Source organism: Pseudomonas sp. CROZ-RG-20F-R04-15, assembly GCF_022662375.1.
In the GTDB taxonomy this organism is placed as follows: domain Bacteria; phylum Pseudomonadota; class Gammaproteobacteria; order Pseudomonadales; family Pseudomonadaceae; genus Aquipseudomonas.
The window spans coordinates 26,212-44,051 of record NZ_JAKNQL010000001.1; the positions used below are offsets into that span (position 1 = coordinate 26,212).

The window sequence follows — 17,840 nt, forward strand, 5'->3', positions numbered from 1 at the left end:
GTGGGGGCGGTGTGGGCGTGCATGGCTGCGCCCGCCGCGATGGCCGAATTGACCGTCGATGATCTGAAGCCTGATTACGCCGACGGTGAAGTCGGCGTGGCTACGGCTTTGCGCCTGCACGGCGACGATCAGGTCACGCAAAAAGCCGTGTATTTCAAAGCCAACCTGGAAGACAACTGGGACGGCGGTTACTACAAGGCCAAGGGCCGCGTGCGATATGACGCGCGCTACGACGGCAACAATCCGTACAGCGAACGGGCTCGCGACAAATACCGTTTCGATGCCGATTGGCGGCACCTCTACGTCGGCCATTCCCTAGGTGACGGCGAAGTGACGGTGGGCTGGCAGCAAGTGGTCTGGGGCCGTGCGGATGAATTGCGCGTGCTCGATCAGATCAACCCGCTGGACTATCGCGATGGTCTGACGCCGCTGCTCGAAGACAGTCGTATCGCCGTGCCCATGGTGCGTTTTGCACAACCGGTGGGCGAATGGGAACTGGAGGCGCTGTGGATCACTGACTTCTTGAAAAACCGGGCGCCGGTGGAGGGCAGTGAATTTGCCGCGCCGCTGTTTGCCACGCCGGATCCGCAGTATTTCCTGCTCGATTCCAAACCCGGCTATGACGGCGACAAGGGCTATTCCTATGGCCTGAGCGCCAATGGCCGGATCGGCGCAGTGGATACCAGTTTCGTTGCCTTGAGCGCCCGTCAGCAAGATCCGGTGTACGCGGTCGAAGGTCTCGCCGATGACGGTCGCACGCGACTGGAACGGCAGTTTCCCCGTTACACCATGGGCGGTGCGGGGCTGGCGATCGACGCCGGGCACAGCATCGTGGTGCGCAGTGAGGTCGCGTATTTTGACAACTGGCGCGTGACCAATCCGACCCGCGCCTACGGTGCCGACAGCACGCCCATGGTCAAGTCGCTGCTGGGTGTCGACTACCTGTTGCGCGACTGGCTGATTTCCGCGCAATGGCAGGAACAAGTGCTGCTCGACTGGCAGGACGGCATGTTGCAGGACAAGCGCGAACCGCTGTTCACCCTGTCGGCCGAAGGCACCCATTGGCAGGACCGCCTCAAGAGTCGTCTGGTCGCGGCTGCCTCACCACCGTTTCAGGACAACGCCTTGCTGCAAGGCATCTTCACCTACAAGCCGGTCGACTACATCAAGCTCGGCCTGGAAGTGGATGTGTTCTTCGGCAAACCCGACAGGTCTTTTGGCGAGTACAGCAAGCGCGATCAAGTGCGGCTGTCGGCCGGTTATCTGTTCTGACCCATCATGCCTGCCGCGCTCGCGCAGGTGCACTCATCCAACGAAAAGGAAGTTGTTATGTTGCCGTTTTTGAAAAGTCTGACCACCGCCGCATTGATCCTCGGTAGCGCCTGCGCCAGTGCCGCCGAGGCTGGCAATGCCGATGAGATCATCCGTCAGGTACGCGATCGCAATGACGGGAACAGCTTCATGTCCCAGGTCTCGCTGATCCTGCATGACAAGAAAGGCAATACCCGAGTTCGCGAGTTCACCTATCTGCAAAAGGATTACCCGGACAGCGACAAGTTCAGCATGTACTTTTCCGCGCCGACTGACGTGCGTGACGTCGCCTTCCACATTGAAAACCCGCACGAAACCCTCGGCCTGGAAGACAGCCAGTGGATGTACCTGCCGGTCAGCCGTCAGACCCGCCGCATCTCCACCACCGACAAGCGCGGCTCGTTCATGGGCAGTGAGTACTCGTACGCCGATCTGGACAAGATCCGCGTCAAAGACTATTCGCAGAAACTCGTCGGCGAAGAACAGATCAAGGGCCGCGACTGCTACGTGATCGAGCGCGAACCGGCGTCCCCAGAGGTGCTGGCCAAGACCGGTTACAACAAGCTGAAGGTGTGGATCGACAAGCAGAACTTCCTGGTCATGCGTCAGGATTTCTTCGACGTCAAAGGCGTGTTGATCAAGCAGATGCGCACGCAGAAAGTCGCAACCATCGACTCGATCGACAGCATCGTCCTCAGTGAGACCGAGCACTTTATCGACGGCACCCGCTCGGAAATGCGCTTCAACCAGTTGCAGTACAACGTCTCGCTGGAAGATCGCCTGTTCACCCAGACCGCCATCAAGCGCGGGCTGAAAACCGGTGACCTGCCGGAATTTGCCGTGTCTGCCCGCTAAGCGCCGCCCCCGACGACCTGGAACCCTTGATCATGGAAAGATATCTGAATTTCGTCGAGCGCTATGCGCGGACGATTGTTTTCCTGCTGGTGGCGATAACCGCGTATTTCACCTACACGCTGGGCGCGCTGGTGTCCGACACCAACCCTTATCTGCTCAAGGAAAACCACCCGGCGCGCAAGACCATCATCGATTTGCAGGGTGAGTTCACCGGCACGTTCGACTCGGTGATGGTGGCGCTGAACAATCCGCAGACGGTGTTCAACAAAACCACGCTCAACGCGCTGTTTTCGATGTCGCAGTCGGTGCGCAAGATGATCCTGGCCAACGATGCCGACAAGGAGCAGCTGGCGCAGATCGTTGCCCGGCACCCCGACGACAGCCGTGCGCAGTTGCTGACCCGGGACATTCTCGAAGGTGGTTTTTCGCAGAACGATTACGCCAACGCCAAGGCATTGCGTGATCATGCCCAGAGCCAGAACTGGGATTCCCATGATCAACTGTTCCTGACCTTTCTCGCCGAGCGGATCAACCCGATCCGCGAAATGGCCTCGATGGGCGACCTGGAAAACATCGTCCTGACCGACGACGGCGAGCTGTTGATCCACAAAACCCTCAATGCTTATGACATGGACCCGGCAGTGGTCGAATCGCAGATCATGGGCAACGAGTTGATGGTCGACGGGGTGGTGTCCAAGGACAAGAAAGTCGCGATGCTGGTGGCCGAACTCGGCACCAAGCAGGACGACGCTCAGGCGCAATTGCGCGCCTATCAGATCGTGCGCGGCATCGTCGCGCAATATCAGGCCGAGCACCCCGAGTACAAGGACGAAATCTTCATTGCCGGCATGCCGATCTTCATCGCCGCGCAGCAGGAGATCATCGATCACGACCTGGCCGTGCTGTTCCCGATCGTGTTTTTGCTGATTACCTTGCTGCTGATCTTCTTCTTCCGCAAACCACTGGGCGTGCTGTTGCCGCTGTTCAACATTCTGTTCTGCACCATCTGGACCTTGGGCCTGATGGCGCTGTTGCGGGTGCCGTTCGACCTGCTGACCAGTGTGCTGCCAGTGTTCCTGTTCACCATTTGCTGCTCCGATGCGATCCACGTGATGGCTGAGTATTACGAGCAGAAAAGCGCCGGCAAGAGCAATCGCGAGGCCAACCGCGAAACCCAGCGCCTGATGGTGGTGCCGGTGGTGCTGACAACCGTGACGACCATCGCCACGTTCATGATTTCCACCACCAACAACATTGTCAGCATCCGTAATTTCGGCGTGTTCATGTCCATCGGGCTGACTGCGGCGCTGATCATTTCGCTGTTGCTGATTCCGGCGTGGATCGCGATCTGGGGCAAGGATCAGCCGCAGCAAGCCAAGGCTGTGGTGCACCAGGAGTCGATCATATCGCGCTATCTGGTCGCGTTCTGCGCTTGGATGATCCGCTTTCGCAAGCCGATCCTGATGGTCATTCTGCCTGTGCTGGCGCTGGCCACGGTGTTCACGTTCCGCGTCGATATCGAAGACTCCGGCATCGCTTACTTCAAACCGGAAAGCCACATTCGCGTGTCCGATCAGTTCATCAACCACGCCAAAGTAGCGGGCACGGCGCCGGGCTGGATCGCGATCGACAGCAAAGAGCCGCGCGGCGTACTGACCACCGAAGTGGTGCAGTTCATCGACAAGCTTGACCACTTCATCAAACAGCAGCCGAACGTCAGTTATGGCTACTCGCTGGCGACTTACGTCAAGCGCATGAACCTGGTGCTCAACGACATGAACCCGGATTATCTGCGGGTGCCGAATGCCGTGGAGAAGGTCACCTCGGTCAATGACGACGGGCAGGTCGAGCGTTTTGAAGTGCCGGGCAATTCGCTGATCGAGCAGCACGTGATGCTGTTCGAAAACGGTGGCGGCTCGGACCTGAACAATGTGCTCAACGCCGATTTCTCCAAGGCCTTGACCCTGTACACCATGACCTCGTCGGTCGCCAGCGACTATCAGGGCATGCTCGACCGCCTCGACGCCTGGCTGCTGGTGAACAAACCGGCCAACCTGGAAGTGACCCACGCCGGCACGCCGTTGATCTGGACGGGCGTGCTGCAGGAAATCACTCAAGGCCAGGTGTTGAGTTTCTCCCTGGCCTTGCTGGTCGTCACGTTGATGATGATGTACTGGCTGAAATCGGTACGCCTCGGTGTGCTCGGCATGTTGACCTTGCTGACCACGTCGGTGACGGTCTACGGCTTCATGTTTCTGTTCGGCATCGAGCTGAACATCGGCACGACGCTGGTGACGTTCCTCGTGGTCGGCGTGGTCGATTACGCGGTGCACCTGCTGTCACGCATCAAGTTGCTGGTGCAGCAGGGTATCGAGATCGACGCGGCCATTTTGCAGGCGATGCACAGCGTTGGTCGTTCTACGGTGATCAACGTGGTGATCTTCTCCGTAGGCTTCATGGCGTTGCTGTTTTCCGACTTCAAGCCGATTGTCGATCTGGGCGCACTGGTGGCGATGGCGCTGTTTTCCAGCGGGGTCATGACCATTGTCCTGGTGACGCTGGTATCGCCGTGGTTCTTTGCGGCGATTGTGCCGGTGCATGCGCCGGTTCAAGCACTGCGCACAGAAGGGGAGGCGGTGCCGGGCTGACTCGCCAACGACCGGGCACGCCTGCCCTGAGACGACAGGCGAGCCCGGTCATGCGGCGCAGCAGGGCTTTCAGTTCAGGGTAGTGCCCGGGTTTTTTTCGCCATAACGGGCAATGCGCTCGAACTGACATTCCTGTCGCGCATCGTTGAGGTTGTTTTCGAACGCTTCGAGGCCGTCGTGCAACTGCTGCAAATCGCCGATCTGGGTCACCAGTTCGGCTTTTTTTTCGGCAATGGCTCGTTGCGCCATGTCCCACGGGAATTCGTCGCCGCGGTAGTTGTTGAGGATCACCTGTAGCTCTTTGAGCTTGAAGCCCAATTGCTGGGCGCACTTGATGAACGTCAACACCTCGACACTTTGCTGGCTGTAGATACGGTATTTGCCTTCACGCTTGGGCTCGGGCAACAGGCCGATTTCTTCGTAATGGCGAATGCTTTTGACAGTGGTGCCCGACAGCTGGGCGGCTTTGCCGATATACATAAAGGTCCGTCTCGATGATCAAACATAGCTAGCGCGGTCAGGCGTCATGCCTGATCGGCGGCGATTATATGTCCAATATCATCACAAGGTTGCAGCTGTGCGTAAAAGACGCGCACAGGCGACGGGCGGGCACCGACGGGAACCCGCAGACGGACTGACGACGGCCACGCGCCGTCAGTGTTTCAGCCGTGTTGCGTCAGCAGGCGGCGCTCACGCGGGCTTGCTCCAGCCAGTTTTCGCGCTGTTTCGGTTTGGAGCCCAGAATCGGTCCGAACGTCAGCGTCTTCAACGGCTTGATCCCGCAGAATTCCAGGGTGGTCTTGCGCATCTGATGCAGCCCCGGCATGCCGTAGACCCATTTGTAATACCAGTACGGCGTGTCCATGGTCACCAGCAGATGCGCGGTGCGGCCCTTGAGCAGCTTGTCGGGGAAGGCTTTGCCTTCGCGATACTTGAAGGCGAAACCGGGCAGGAAAATCCGGTCGACAAAACCTTTGAGCAACGCCGGAATCCCGCCCCACCAGATCGGATAGACAAACGTCAGGTGTTCGGCCCAGGTGATGTCGGCCTGGGCTTGCAGCAGATCCGGCTCCAGCGGCTGCACCTTGTTGTAGCCCTCGTGCAAAACCGGATCGAACGCCAGCGCATCCAGGCGCAACAGGCGGACGTCATGCCCGGCGTCTTTGGCTGCCTGCACGTAGGTTTCGCTCAATGCCCCGCAAAAGCTGTCGGTGGAGGGGTGACCCAGAATCACGAGCATTCGTTTGCTCATTGTGTGTACTCCTGAAATGAAGCTCACAGGATAGAGTCTGCCCCTAGCGGTAGAGTCAAGGCATCAGCGTATCGAACAGGGCACGGGCGTAACCGGGCAGGTGATCGAAATCCCGCGCGCACAGTTGCAGAGTGCGATGGGCCCAGACTTCGTCCAGCGGCCGGCACGTTATCGAGTGCACCGCCGCCCAGCGCTCGATAGCCACCTTGGGCACGATGGCCAGCCCCGCACCTCGCGCCACCATGCGCATGACGCCCTCGAAGCCATCGGCACGGATCCGGATCGACATGCGCTGGCCGATGTGCAGCGCTTGTTCCTCAAGGTGAATCGCCAGCGCGCTGTGGCTGCCAAGCGCTACATAGTCGTGCGCCAGGGTTTCACCAAACGTCAGCGACGCCTGACTCGCCAAAATATGGTCTGGGGGCAGGATCAGCACTAATGGATCGTCGCGGAAGGGCCGGGTTTGCAGACCGTGGGTGTCGACCGCATCGGAAACAATCCCCAGGTCCGCCGCGCCCTGGCGCAAGGCGTGAGTGATGCGCGCGCTGGGCAGTTCCTGCAAATCGATGTCGAGATTGGGATGATCGCGCAGGAAGTCCGCGAGTACTTCCGGCAGGTATTCGGTGATCGCCGTGGTGTTGCACAGCAAGCGCACCTGACCTTTGACGCCTTGGGCGTACTCGGCCAGATCCTGCTGCATGCGTTCGGCTTGTTGCACAAGGATGCGCGCGTGGTGGGCGAGGGCTTTGCCGGCGGCCGTCGGCGTGACGCCACGGCGCCCGCGCTCAAGGAAATCGCTGCCGAGCGAGGCTTCCATGGCACGGATTCGGGCGCTGGCGGCGGCCAGGGATAAATGGCTGCGGGCAGCGCCGGCGGTGATGTTGCCGCTGTCGAGGATGTGCAGGTAGAGGCGCAGGTCGGTGAGGTCGAAGTGCATGAGGGTGGCCTCTGGTTTTAGGGTGTTCGGGCTGGCCCCTTCGCGAGCAGGCTCGCTCCCACAGGGGAGTTGTGTACGACACCCATCCAATGTGGGAGCGAGCCTGCTCGCGAAGGGGCCGGTCGCCTGACTGAAAATTTCAGCCTCTTGTTAAAAGAGAGGCTGCCTCAGTATATGGCAGATTTTCAGCCAGCCTCGACTGGCGCACAGTCATGCCATGAGCACACTTGCAGACTTCTATCAAAATCTCGGACTGGCCTTGTCTTTGCTGGTCATGATGACCTTCGTCCTCGCCGGCCTGATCAAAGGCGTCATCGGCCTCGGTCTGCCCACCGTCGCCATGGGCCTGCTCGGTCTGGCTATGGCGCCGTCGCAGGCAGCCGCGCTGCTGATCATCCCGGCAACCCTGACCAACGTCTGGCAATTGGCATTCGGCGGACACTTGAAAGGTCTGATCAAACGCTTGTGGCCGATGCTGCTGATGATCTTTCTCGGCACGGGCATCGGCACAATGTGGATCGGCATGGCAGGCGGGCATTGGGTGGTGCGCGGACTCGGCGCGGCACTGTTGCTCTACGCGTTGAGCGGATTGTTTTTGCCAACGCTGCACATCCAGCCACGCCACGAAACCTGGCTCGGCCCGGTGTGCGGCTTGATCACTGGCGTCATCACCTCGGCGACGGGCGTCTTCGTGATTCCGGCGGTGCCGTACCTGCAAGCGCTGGGTTTGAGTCGCGATGAACTGGTGCAGGCACTGGGCCTGTCTTTCACGGTTTCGACGCTGGCGTTGGCCGCTGGATTGCTTTGGCGCGGTGCCCTCGGTGGCGGCGAACTCAGTGCTTCGCTGCTGGCGCTGATTCCGGCCATTCTCGGCATGTTGCTTGGCCAATGGCTGCGCGAACGCATCAGCGCGGTGCTGTTCAAGCGCGTGTTCTTCATCGGTCTGGGCGCGCTCGGCGCCCATCTGCTGATCAGCGGTTAGCCGAAGCTTCGCTGAGCATTTCGATCTGGCGGATATCAAAATCGCGCTGCAGATAATCCATGCGTCGCTCGAAGAATGCCTTCATGTGCGGCAGGTTCGAGTGCACATCCAGGTGCGCTTGCGACGCCCAGATCTCGTAGAAGATGAACAGCGTCGGATCTTCCTTGTCGCGCAGCATGTGGTACTCGATACAACCCGGCTCAGCGCGACTCGGCTCGACATAGGCGCGAAACAGCGCTTCGAAAGCCTCGGATTTTTCCGGGCGGGTCTTGGCATGCAGGATAAAACCCAGGCGTTCACTCATCACAACGACTCCTCATATTCAGAATGCCGCGGATGTTATTGCAACAATCGGCGATGGATTCGTGCTTTTTGATCAAATGTATTTTGCGCAGTCAGGCCTTATTCCGCGCGAGGCGGATCGTTAACCTGCCGCCATTCCAGTTTCCCTTCTCCATCCAGCCCAATGGCTGCGCCGAGGCTTTCTCATGAAAAAAGTGCTGTTGCTTAATGGCGGTAAAAAATTCGCTCACTCCGACGGTCGCTACAACACCACCCTGCACGAGGCCGCGCTGAGCGTGCTGGATCGCGGCGGTGTCGACGTCAAAACCACGTTCATCGACGAGGGCTACGACGTCGCCGAAGAAGTGGCGAAATTCCTTTGGGCCGACGTGATCATTTATCAGATGCCGGGCTGGTGGATGGGCGCGCCATGGACGGTGAAAAAGTACCTTGATGAAGTCTTCACCGAAGGCCACGGCAGCCTCTACGCCAGCGATGGCCGCACCCGTTCCGATGCATCGCAGAAGTACGGCAGCGGTGGCCTGATTCAGGGCAAGCAATACATGCTGTCGCTGACCTGGAACGCACCGCAGCAAGCCTTCGATGATCCGACTGATTTCTTCGAGGCCAAAGGTGTTGATGCGGTGTACTTCCCGTTTCACAAGGCCAACGAATTTCTCGGTATGACCGGGTTGCCGACGTTCCTTTGTGTGGACGTGATGAAGCGGCCGAACATCGAGGCTGATGTGGCGCGTTATGAGCAGCATTTGACCGAGGTGTTTGGCCTCAAGGGCTGATGCTCGGCTACTATCGAAGGCCTGAGCCTGCGGGGCAGGCCAATCGATTTGAGGACACCCGTGAAAGCCAGATCCGATGAGTTGCAGATTTTCGTCTGCGTGATCGAATGCGGTTCGATTTCCGCCGCCGCCGAACAGGTCGGACAAACGCCGTCGGCAGTCAGCCGCACGTTGTCGAAGCTGGAAGCCAAGCTCGACACCACGCTGATCAACCGCACCACGCGGCGCATGGACCTGACCGAGGAGGGCAAGTATTTCTTCGAGCAGGCCAAGCTGATTCTCGATCAGATGGAGCAACTCGAAGAGCGTCTGTCTTCACGCCAGCAAACCCCGTCGGGGCGCCTGCGGATCAACGCGGCATCGCCGTTCATGCTCCACGCAGTTGTGCCCTACATCGACGAATTCCGCCAGCTCTATCCGGACATCCAGCTCGAACTCAACAGCAATGACCTGATCATTGACCTGCTGGAACAAAGCACCGACATCGCCATCCGCATCGGTACCCTCGCCGATTCGACATTGCACGCGCGTTCGCTTGGTTGCAGTCCGCTGCTGATCGTCGCCAGCCCTGCCTATCTGGAGAAACACGGCGCGCCGCTGCAAGTCGCCGATCTGAGCGAACACACCTTGCTCGGCTTCACCCAGAACGAAGGCCTCAACCAATGGCCGCTGCGCTATGTGCACGGCGATCGCTGGCCGATCACCGCGGCGATCAGCGCTTCCAGTGGCGAGACCGTGCGCCATCTGGCGCTGGAAGGGCAGGGCATTGCCTGTCTGTCGCACTTCATGACCATCGATGACATCCGTGCCGGGCGCCTGAAGGTCCTCCTCGGCGAATTCAACAGCGGTTATCGCCAGCCAATCAACGCGGTGTACTACCGTAACTCGCAGCTGGCGCTGCGCATTCAGTGTTTTCTCGACTTCATTCAGAGCAAGCTCGCCGCTTACGCCAGCGCCGATTTCAAGGGCTGATTCGTGATCTCTGCGCAAGAGTGAATTGGGCGAGGGCGGGTTTTTCCCTCGGACCCACGAGCAGATACTCGTCCCATCACTTACTCACGCAGGGAGTTTCTCCATGAACGTATTCGTCACCGGCGCTGCCGGTTTTATCGGCGGCTCGATCGCTACTGGTCTGGTTCAGGCTGGCCACACCGTTACCGGTCTGGTGCGCAGCGCCGAACAGGCTGCTGAGTTGAAAGCGCTTGGCATCACCCCGGTCATCGGCGCGCTGGATGACAAAGCACTGCTCGCCGAACAGGCTCGCGCTGCCGACGCAGTTATCAACGCCGCCAGCAGTGACCATCGCGGCGCAGTCGAAGCCTTGCTCGACGCGTTGCGCGGTTCCAACAAAGTCTTCTTGCACACCAGCGGTTCGAGCATCGTCGGCGATGCGTCGGGCGGCAAGTTCAGCGACGTCATCTACTTTGAAGACAACCTGCCGGAGCCGACCGTCGACAAGGCCGCGCGCGTAGCCATCGACAACCTGATCCTTGCCGCGGCAAAGGATGGCGTGAATTCCGCCGTCATCTGCAACACGCTGATTTACGGCCACAGCCTGGGCGTCAACCGCGACAGCGTGCAATTGCCACGACTGCTCAAGCAAGCACGCAAAAGTGGCGTAGTGCGCCATGTCGGCACAGGCCAGAACATCTGGTCCAACGTGCACATCGAAGACGTCGTTGCCCTCTACCTGCTGGCGCTGACCAAAAACGTACCGGGCACGTTCTACTTCGTCGAAAGCGGCGAAGCGTCGTTCATCGACATGACCACCGCCATGGCTGAAGCACTGAACCTGGGCCAACCACAAGACTGGCCGCTGAAAGACGCCGAAGCCGAATGGGGCTACGAAATGGCCAACTACGGCCTCGGCTCCAACAGCCGAGTGCGCGGCAAACACGCCCGCGAACTGCTGGGCTGGGCACCGAAGCGCACCTCGGTGGTTGAATGGATTCGTAACGAAATGGTGTGATTGCTGTTTGAGCCCCGCCGGGCTTTGTGATCACCCTTTAGAACGGCTGCCATCGGGCAGCCGTTTACGTTTCGGGCTTTGCGACTTGAGACGGGCTACTTGGCCAGGGACAAGTGCAGGAACCTGCTGGACCTGAGTTTGAGTTTGCGCTCAATGGTCTCCACGCTTTGACCCGTCTCGATGGCTGTCGAGCTGGCAACTGCGCGAATCAACGTTTCGGTTGTCAGTTTTTTTTTGGTGCGAGGCGTGGGGCTCATGGCAGGGACTCCGCGGAGGTTGTCAGGCGAGTATAGCGCTTGGCCGGATTTGAAAAACATGTCTATGGCTGGGCACCGAAGCGCACGTCGGTGGTTGAATGGATTCGTAACGAAATGGTGTGAGTCGTCCACCAGCTCCCACAGGTTTTGCGCATTCTGTCTGGAGGAATGCGATCAAAACTGTGGGAGCGAGCCTGCTCGCGAAAGCGTTGGATCAGTCGGCAGAGATGTTGAATGTGAAGCCGCCTTCGCGAGCAGGCTCGCTCCCACATTGGTTTCTCGTTCACCGAAAGGCCATGTAAATCCCGCCCCGTGATTTTCATTAATCACGACAAGACATATCCATCAGCGACACGCCTTACCTCTCCACGAAAATTACTTTCATGCGGTTTGAAATCTCGATCTTGAAATGATTTATGAGTTTCACAACCCATTCGAACGTGACCCTTTCGAGGAGTACCGCATGACGCCTTCCTTCGGCTATTGGCTGCTGGTGTATGCCGCCGTCGCCATCATCGCGCTGATCGTGTTGATCGCCCGTTACCGGCTCAATCCGTTCATCGTCATCACCCTGATTTCCATTGGTCTTGCGCTGGTCGCGGGGATGCCGCCGTCAGGCGTGGTGGGGGCGTATGAGGCCGGGGTGGGCAAGACGCTGGGGCATATCGCGTTGGTGGTGGCGCTGGGGACGATGCTCGGCAAGATGATGGCCGAGTCCGGCGGCGCCGAGCAGATGGCGCGCACGCTGATCGACAAATTCGGCGAGAAGAATGCGCACTGGGCGATGGTCTGCATCGCCTTTCTGGTCGGGCTGCCGCTGTTCTTCGAGGTCGGTTTTGTGTTGCTGGTGCCGATAGCCTTTACCGTGGCGCGGCGCGTTGGCGTGTCGATTCTGATGGTCGGTTTGCCAATGGTCGCCGGCCTGTCGGTGGTGCATGCGCTGGTGCCGCCGCACCCGGCAGCGATGCTCGCGGTGCAGGCTTATCAGGCGTCGGTCGGGCAAACCTTGCTGTATGCGATCGCCATCGGTATTCCCACCGCGATCATTGCCGGCCCGTTGTACGCCAAATTCATCGTGCCGCGCATTCAACTGCCGGCGGATAACCCGCTGGAAAAGCAATTCCTCGACCGCGAACCGCGCGACAAACTGCCGGGTTTCGGCATCACCATGGCGACCATTCTGTTGCCGGTGGTGTTGATGCTGATCGGTGGCTGGGCCAACCTGATTTCCAACCCGGGCAGCAATTTCAACCAATTCCTGTTGTTCATCGGCAACTCGGTGATTGCGCTGTTGCTGGCGACCTTGCTCAGCTTCTGGACGCTGGGTATCGCCCAGGGTTTCAACCGCGAATCGATTCTGAAATTCACCAATGAATGTCTGGCACCGACCGCCAGTATCACCTTGCTGGTCGGTGCTGGCGGTGGCTTGAACCGCATTCTGGTCGACGCGGGCGTCACCGATCAGATCGTCGGCCTCGCTCATGAGTTTCACCTGTCGCCGCTGATCATGGGCTGGCTGTTCGCCGCATTGATGCGCGTCGCCACCGGTTCCGCGACGGTGGCGATGACCACCGCGTCTGGGGTGGTCGCGCCGGTGGCCATTGGTCTGGGTTATCCACACCCTGAGCTGTTGGTGCTGGCGACTGGCGCTGGCTCGGTTATCTTTTCCCACGTCAACGACGGCGGCTTCTGGTTGATCAAGGAATACTTCAACATGACGGTCGCGCAGACGTTCAAGACCTGGACCGTGCTCGAGACGCTGATCTCGCTGGTCGCGTTCGGTTTGACCGTCGGCCTTTCTTACCTGCTGTAACCGGAGCCCGCCGCCCATGGACATCCTCTACCAGATCCGCGCCCGCCAGGATTCCTTCAGCGCCGGCGAAGGTCGCATCGCCCGGCTGATGCTCGACGACGTCGGTTTTGCCGCCAGCGCCAGCCTCGAAGACCTCGCCCAACGCGCCGAAGTCAGCACCGCCACGCTGTCGCGGTTCGCCCGTACTGTCGGCTGCCGCGACCTGCGTGATCTGCGCCTGCAACTGGCTCAGGCCAGCGGCGTCGGCAGCCGTTTTCTCGACCCGGCGGGCACGCCTGAGCAGTCGGCGTTTTATGGGCAGATTGTCGGCGATATCGAAACCACGCTGCGCCAGCATCTGGCCGGATTCGATGAATCACGCTTCGCCGATGCGGTGAAACTGCTCGGCCAGGCGCGGATGATTCACGCCTTCGGCATGGGCGGTTGCTCGACCCTGTGCAGCGATGAATTGCAGGTACGCCTGGTGCGCCTCGGCTATCCGATCGCGGTGTGCCATGACGCGGTGATGATGCGCGTCACTGCCGCCAGCCTCAACGCCGAGCAAGTGCTTATCGTCTGTTCGCTGACTGGCATCACCCCGGAATTACTTGAGACTGTCGAACTGGCGCGCAACTACGGCGCACGCATTCTGGCGATCACCCGCGCCGATTCGCCGCTGGCCGAACTGGCCGACATAGTTCTGCCGCTGCAAGGCGCGGAAACCTCGTTCATCTACAAACCGACGGCGGCGCGCTACGGCATGCTGCTCGCCATCGACGTGCTCGCAACCGAGCTGGCACTGGCCAATCCTGAAGACAATCAAGAACGTCTGCGGCGGATCAAACTGGCCCTCGACGAATACCGTGGCGGCGACGATCACCTGCCGCTGGGAGACTGACATGCTGTACGACACCCTGATTCGCAATGCCCTGATCATCGACGGCAGCAATGCGCCCGGTTACCGCGCTGACGTGGTGATTCGCGATGGCCGCATCGAGCATATCGGTGATTTGCACGATGCCACGGCGACCGAAGAAATCGACGCGGCCGGGCGTGTGCTGGCGCCGGGTTTTATCGACGTGCACACCCATGACGACACCGTAGTCATCCGTCAGCCAGAGATGCTGCCAAAACTCAGCCAAGGCGTGACCACGGTGATTGTCGGCAACTGCGGGATCAGCGCCTCGCCGGTCAGTTTGAAGGGCAATCCACCGGATCCGATGAACCTGCTCGGCACGGCGGCGGCGTTCGTTTATCCACGCTTCAGCGATTACCGTGCGGCGGTCGAAGCGGCCAATACCACGTTGAACGTTGCCGCGTTGGTCGGCCATACGGCGCTGCGCAGCAATCATCTGGATGACCTGTTCCGCACCGCCACGCCGGAAGAAATCGCCGCAATGCGTGGGCAACTGCGCGAAAGCCTTGAGCACGGTGCATTGGGTTTATCCACAGGTCTGGCCTACGCCAGCGCCTACAACGCTTCCACCGATGAAGTGATGCAACTGACCGAGGAACTGACCGCGTTCGGCGCGGTGTACACCACGCACCTGCGCAGTGAATTCGAACCGGTTCTGGAGGCGATGGATGAAGCGTTCAGCATCGGTCGTCACTCGCGTTCACCGGTGATCATTTCCCACCTCAAATGTGCCGGAGTCGGTAACTGGGGGCGCAGTCCGCAATTGCTAGCCTCATTGGAAGAGGCCGCTAAAACCCAGCACGTGGGGTGCGACTGCTACCCGTACGCGGCGAGCTCTTCGACGCTGGACTTGAAGCAAGTCACCGACGCCCACCGCATCACCATCACCTGGTCGACGCCGCACCCGGAGGTCAGCGGTCGCGACCTGATCGACATCGCCGCCGAATGGAGTCTGCCGCTGCTCGATGCCGCGAAACGTCTGCAACCGGCAGGGGCGGTGTATTACGGCATGGACGAGGCGGATGTACGAAGAATCCTCGCGCATCCGTTATCGATGGTCGGGTCTGACGGACTGCCGGAAGATCCGTTCCCGCATCCACGCCTGTGGGGCGCTTTCCCACGGGTGTTGGGCCATTTCAGTCGTGATGTCGGGCTGTTTCCGCTGCACACGGCCGTACACAAGATGACTGGGCTGTCGGCGGCGCGGTTTGGTTTGAAGGAGCGCGGCGAGATTCGTGAAGGCTATTGGGCGGATCTGGTCTTGTTCGATCCGGCGACGGTGCGTGATGTCGCGGATTTCAATGATCCGCAACGGGCCGCGCAGGGGATTGATGGTGTGTGGATCAACGGCGTATTGAGCTATCGCGATGGACAGGCAAACGGTCGCCGGGAAGGGCGCTTTCTCGCTCGCCACGGTGATCTGCGTGACAACTTTCACTGAGGTTTCGCGGACTGCGTCACAGTGATGGCACATTGCAATTAAAGAAAGCCATCAACAGGCCGAATTGCTGACATCCACCCCGTCTACACTGTGGGGCCAATCAGTCAGGGAGCACCCCATGAGCTTCGGCAAAACCACCCCGATCCTGCGGATCTTCGATGAAGCCAAGGCTGTCGAGTTTTATGTCGACTTCCTCGGTTTCAAGATCGACTGGCAGCATCGCTTCGAGGCGAATTTTCCGTTGTATCTGCAGGTGTCGCGCGGTGAATGTGTGCTGCATCTGTCCGAGCATCATGGCGATGCGTGCCCGGGTTCGGCGTTGCGTATCGAGACGGATGAACTGGAGGCTTTCCAACAGCAATTGGTGGCCAAGGATTACAAGTTCTCCCACCCGGGAATTCAGGCGATGCCGTGGGGGAGCCAGGACATGACGATCGTTGATCCGTTTGGTAATCGGCTGGTGTTCACCAACGCGATCAGTCTCTGAAGCGAAAAGCCCCTCACCCTAACCCTCTCCCGGAGGGAGAGGGGACTGACCGAGGTGTCTGGCGCTGTACATCGACCTGAAAGATCTGCAGTGATTATGGATTCGCAGCAGAGATACACCGACCTGAACCTGCTCGGTCTAATACATAATCGACTCGGTCATTCAGGTCGGTGTATAGCGCCAGACACCTCGGTTGGCTCCCTCTCCCTCGGGAGAGGGCTGGGGTGAGGGGAAATGGCACACCGCAAAAAGAAGCCCGCCACCTGACCATCACAGTCGGGCAGCTGTTCCCTTTGTTGAGCGGCCACCCTTTGGCTACTAAACGAAAGGGTGGCAGCTGTACGCAGGTTAGTAGACCGGGGAACTCAGCTAAGCCGGCGCGCCGAAGCGCCCTGCGTACAGCCACCATCAAGCTCAGGTACGCGAGTACCTGTGATGAATGTACGACCAGCAGAATTACCTCCGGGCTACTAAACCCGATCACTGGGAGTCAGTGACGCAATCAAGTTACGCAGCCTGCTCCGGGCGCACAAGCCGGCGGATTCTGGCGCATGCGTAGGCAGCGGCGCAAGGAATTGTGGGCTGTTTCGCGTAACGCTGAGTGTCTTTAAACGCCAGTGGTGCGGGATGTTTATTGCGCTCAAGTATCGAAGATTTACCTGTAGGAATTGGGTGCTGCAGTTGGCGCATTCGCGAGCAAGCTCGCTCCCACAATGGATCTGCAGTGAACATCGAATTTGTGAGCCGCCGAGATCAAGTGTGGGAGCGAGCCTGCTCGCGAAGGGGCCAGAACATTCACCCCCGATGCATCTGCCGAAACTCCCCCGGCGGCATCCCCCGCCGACTCTTGAACGTGCGATGAAACGAGCGCGGTTCGGTAAACCCCAGATACTGCGCAATGTCCTGAATCGGCAACGTACTGTTGAGCAAATAATGCTCTGCCAGCTCCTGGCGCAGATCATCGAGAATCTGCTGATACGACGTCCCCGCCTGATGCAATTGCCGCTGCAGCGTACGCACTGAAACGGCGAGCTGTTCGGCGACCTGTTCCTTGCGCGGCAGGCCTTCCTTGAGCAACTGCCGCAGAATGTTTTTCACCTGCTGTTCCAGCGACGCATCCTCCAGCGTCGCCATCAAGCCCAGCGCATGTTCTTCCAGCGTGCGCAGCAACTGCGCATCCGCCTGACGCAACGGCAATTGCAAATACGCCATCGGCACGACCAGCGCCGAATACGGCTGATCGAACAGCACCGGGCAACCGAAAAACGCTTCGTACTGCGCAGGCGTAGCCTCGGCCGGGCACGCATGTTCCAGCCAGACGCCGGCCGGCGACATCTGCGTATCCGCGATCCAGCGCGCATAGTGCAGCCAGGAACCGAGCACGTTCTCCACCAGATGCCGGCGAATCCGTGGGCGCTGATAACGGCACGTCCAGATCAGATGCACGTGGCCATCCAGCACTTCGGCGCGACTGACGCCCATGTCGCCGACCAGTTTCTCGAACGGCATGATCCGGCTCATCGCATCGCCCAGCGTCGCGCAGTTCATGGTGATGTAACCGAGCACGCTCCACGAATTGGGCAGGACGAAGTTCGCCGCGTTGAGCCCGAACAATGGATCGCCCGAGTGCTCGCAAAAATAATCCAGCAAGCGTTCGTGTGCCTCACCGGGTAAACGCAAGGTGTTGTCGCTCAGTTGCTGCGCCTGCAAACCCGCCGCCGCCAACGCAGGCTCGATGGCCATGCCCAGTTGTTCGGCATGGCGCAGGTATTTGAGCAGCGGCGGAACCGAGGTGAAGCCGAGCGATTGCATGATCCCATTCCTTTGATCAATGGCGGCGGAGACGGACGAAATAGCCTGAAAGGTAATTTGAAACCCCGACTAAAGTAAATGGCTGACGCTTGCGCGACGTTT

Annotated in this window: 16 protein-coding genes; 11 read left to right on the forward strand and 5 right to left on the reverse strand. The window is 59.6% G+C overall.

Annotation, left to right across the window (positions count from 1 at the left end; genetic code table 11):
- Positions 1-21: 21 nt before the first annotated feature.
- From L8H52_RS00095 to L8H52_RS00105, 3 genes are read left to right on the forward strand one after another with little or no spacing between them, the layout of a single operon-like run.
- Complete coding sequence (locus L8H52_RS00095; RefSeq protein WP_242205480.1) at positions 22-1,272, forward strand: DUF1302 family protein; 1,251 nt, start codon at positions 22-24, stop codon at positions 1,270-1,272.
- A gap of 57 nt (positions 1,273-1,329) precedes the next feature.
- Complete coding sequence (locus L8H52_RS00100; RefSeq protein WP_095119577.1) at positions 1,330-2,166, forward strand: outer membrane lipoprotein-sorting protein; 837 nt, start codon at positions 1,330-1,332, stop codon at positions 2,164-2,166.
- Positions 2,167-2,198: 32 nt separating this feature from the next.
- A complete protein-coding gene (locus L8H52_RS00105; RefSeq protein WP_242205478.1) occupies positions 2,199-4,814 on the forward strand; it encodes an MMPL family transporter in 2,616 nt (871 codons plus the stop codon).
- Between the two features lie 69 nt (positions 4,815-4,883).
- Here L8H52_RS00105 and L8H52_RS00110 read toward each other — a convergent pair whose 3' ends face one another.
- From L8H52_RS00110 to L8H52_RS00120, 3 genes are all read right to left on the reverse strand, one after another.
- Complete coding sequence (locus tag L8H52_RS00110) at positions 4,884-5,294, reverse strand: MerR family transcriptional regulator (RefSeq protein ID WP_100846316.1); 411 nt, start codon at positions 5,292-5,294, stop codon at positions 4,884-4,886.
- A 196-nt stretch (positions 5,295-5,490) separates the two neighbouring features.
- Complete coding sequence (locus tag L8H52_RS00115; RefSeq protein WP_150651877.1) at positions 5,491-6,066, reverse strand: NAD(P)H-dependent oxidoreductase; 576 nt, start codon at positions 6,064-6,066, stop codon at positions 5,491-5,493.
- Between the two features lie 55 nt (positions 6,067-6,121).
- The gene (locus L8H52_RS00120) at positions 6,122-7,003 is read right to left on the reverse strand and encodes a LysR substrate-binding domain-containing protein (RefSeq protein ID WP_242205476.1); all 882 of its coding nucleotides are present in this window, start codon (positions 7,001-7,003) and stop codon (positions 6,122-6,124) included.
- A gap of 217 nt (positions 7,004-7,220) precedes the next feature.
- Here L8H52_RS00120 and L8H52_RS00125 point away from each other — a divergent pair, with 217 nt between their 5' ends.
- A complete protein-coding gene (locus L8H52_RS00125) occupies positions 7,221-7,985 on the forward strand; it encodes a sulfite exporter TauE/SafE family protein (RefSeq protein WP_242205474.1) in 765 nt (254 codons plus the stop codon).
- On the opposite strand, the gene L8H52_RS00130 is transcribed toward L8H52_RS00125, so the two are convergent.
- Positions 7,975-8,289, reverse strand: coding sequence for a putative quinol monooxygenase (locus L8H52_RS00130; protein ID WP_242205472.1), 315 nt, complete (start codon positions 8,287-8,289; stop codon positions 7,975-7,977). The genes L8H52_RS00125 and L8H52_RS00130 overlap by 11 nt on opposite strands.
- A gap of 184 nt (positions 8,290-8,473) precedes the next feature.
- On the opposite strand from L8H52_RS00130, the gene L8H52_RS00135 reads away from it, so the two are divergent.
- The 7 genes from L8H52_RS00135 to L8H52_RS00165 all read left to right on the forward strand — a co-directional run bounded on the left by L8H52_RS00135 (position 8,474) and on the right by L8H52_RS00165 (position 15,926).
- Positions 8,474-9,064, forward strand: a complete 591-nt coding sequence (locus L8H52_RS00135; protein ID WP_095119572.1) for an NAD(P)H-dependent oxidoreductase — start codon at positions 8,474-8,476, stop codon at positions 9,062-9,064.
- A gap of 60 nt (positions 9,065-9,124) precedes the next feature.
- Positions 9,125-10,036, forward strand: a complete 912-nt coding sequence (locus tag L8H52_RS00140; protein WP_242205470.1) for a LysR family transcriptional regulator — start codon at positions 9,125-9,127, stop codon at positions 10,034-10,036.
- A 103-nt stretch (positions 10,037-10,139) separates the two neighbouring features.
- Positions 10,140-11,033 (forward strand): NAD-dependent epimerase/dehydratase family protein, encoded by an 894-nt coding sequence (locus tag L8H52_RS00145; protein ID WP_242205469.1) that lies wholly within the window; start codon positions 10,140-10,142, stop codon positions 11,031-11,033.
- A gap of 720 nt (positions 11,034-11,753) precedes the next feature.
- Positions 11,754-13,103 (forward strand): GntP family permease, encoded by a 1,350-nt coding sequence (locus L8H52_RS00150; protein ID WP_242205467.1) that lies wholly within the window; start codon positions 11,754-11,756, stop codon positions 13,101-13,103.
- Positions 13,104-13,119: 16 nt separating this feature from the next.
- Entirely contained in the window at positions 13,120-13,980 is an 861-nt protein-coding gene (locus L8H52_RS00155; protein ID WP_095191405.1) for a MurR/RpiR family transcriptional regulator, read from the forward strand.
- A 1-nt stretch (position 13,981) separates the two neighbouring features.
- Positions 13,982-15,439, forward strand: a complete 1,458-nt coding sequence (locus L8H52_RS00160; RefSeq protein ID WP_242205465.1) for a D-aminoacylase — start codon at positions 13,982-13,984, stop codon at positions 15,437-15,439.
- 118 nt (positions 15,440-15,557) lie between these two features.
- Positions 15,558-15,926 carry a glyoxalase superfamily protein gene (locus L8H52_RS00165; protein ID WP_034154383.1) on the forward strand — a complete coding sequence of 123 codons (369 nt, stop codon included), beginning with the start codon at positions 15,558-15,560 and terminating at the stop codon, positions 15,924-15,926.
- Between the two features lie 795 nt (positions 15,927-16,721).
- On the opposite strand, the gene L8H52_RS00170 is transcribed toward L8H52_RS00165, so the two are convergent.
- Positions 16,722-17,738: an AraC family transcriptional regulator gene (locus tag L8H52_RS00170; protein WP_242205463.1), complete on the reverse strand. Its 1,017-nt coding sequence runs from the start codon at positions 17,736-17,738 to the stop codon at positions 16,722-16,724.
- Positions 17,739-17,840 lie beyond the last annotated feature (102 nt).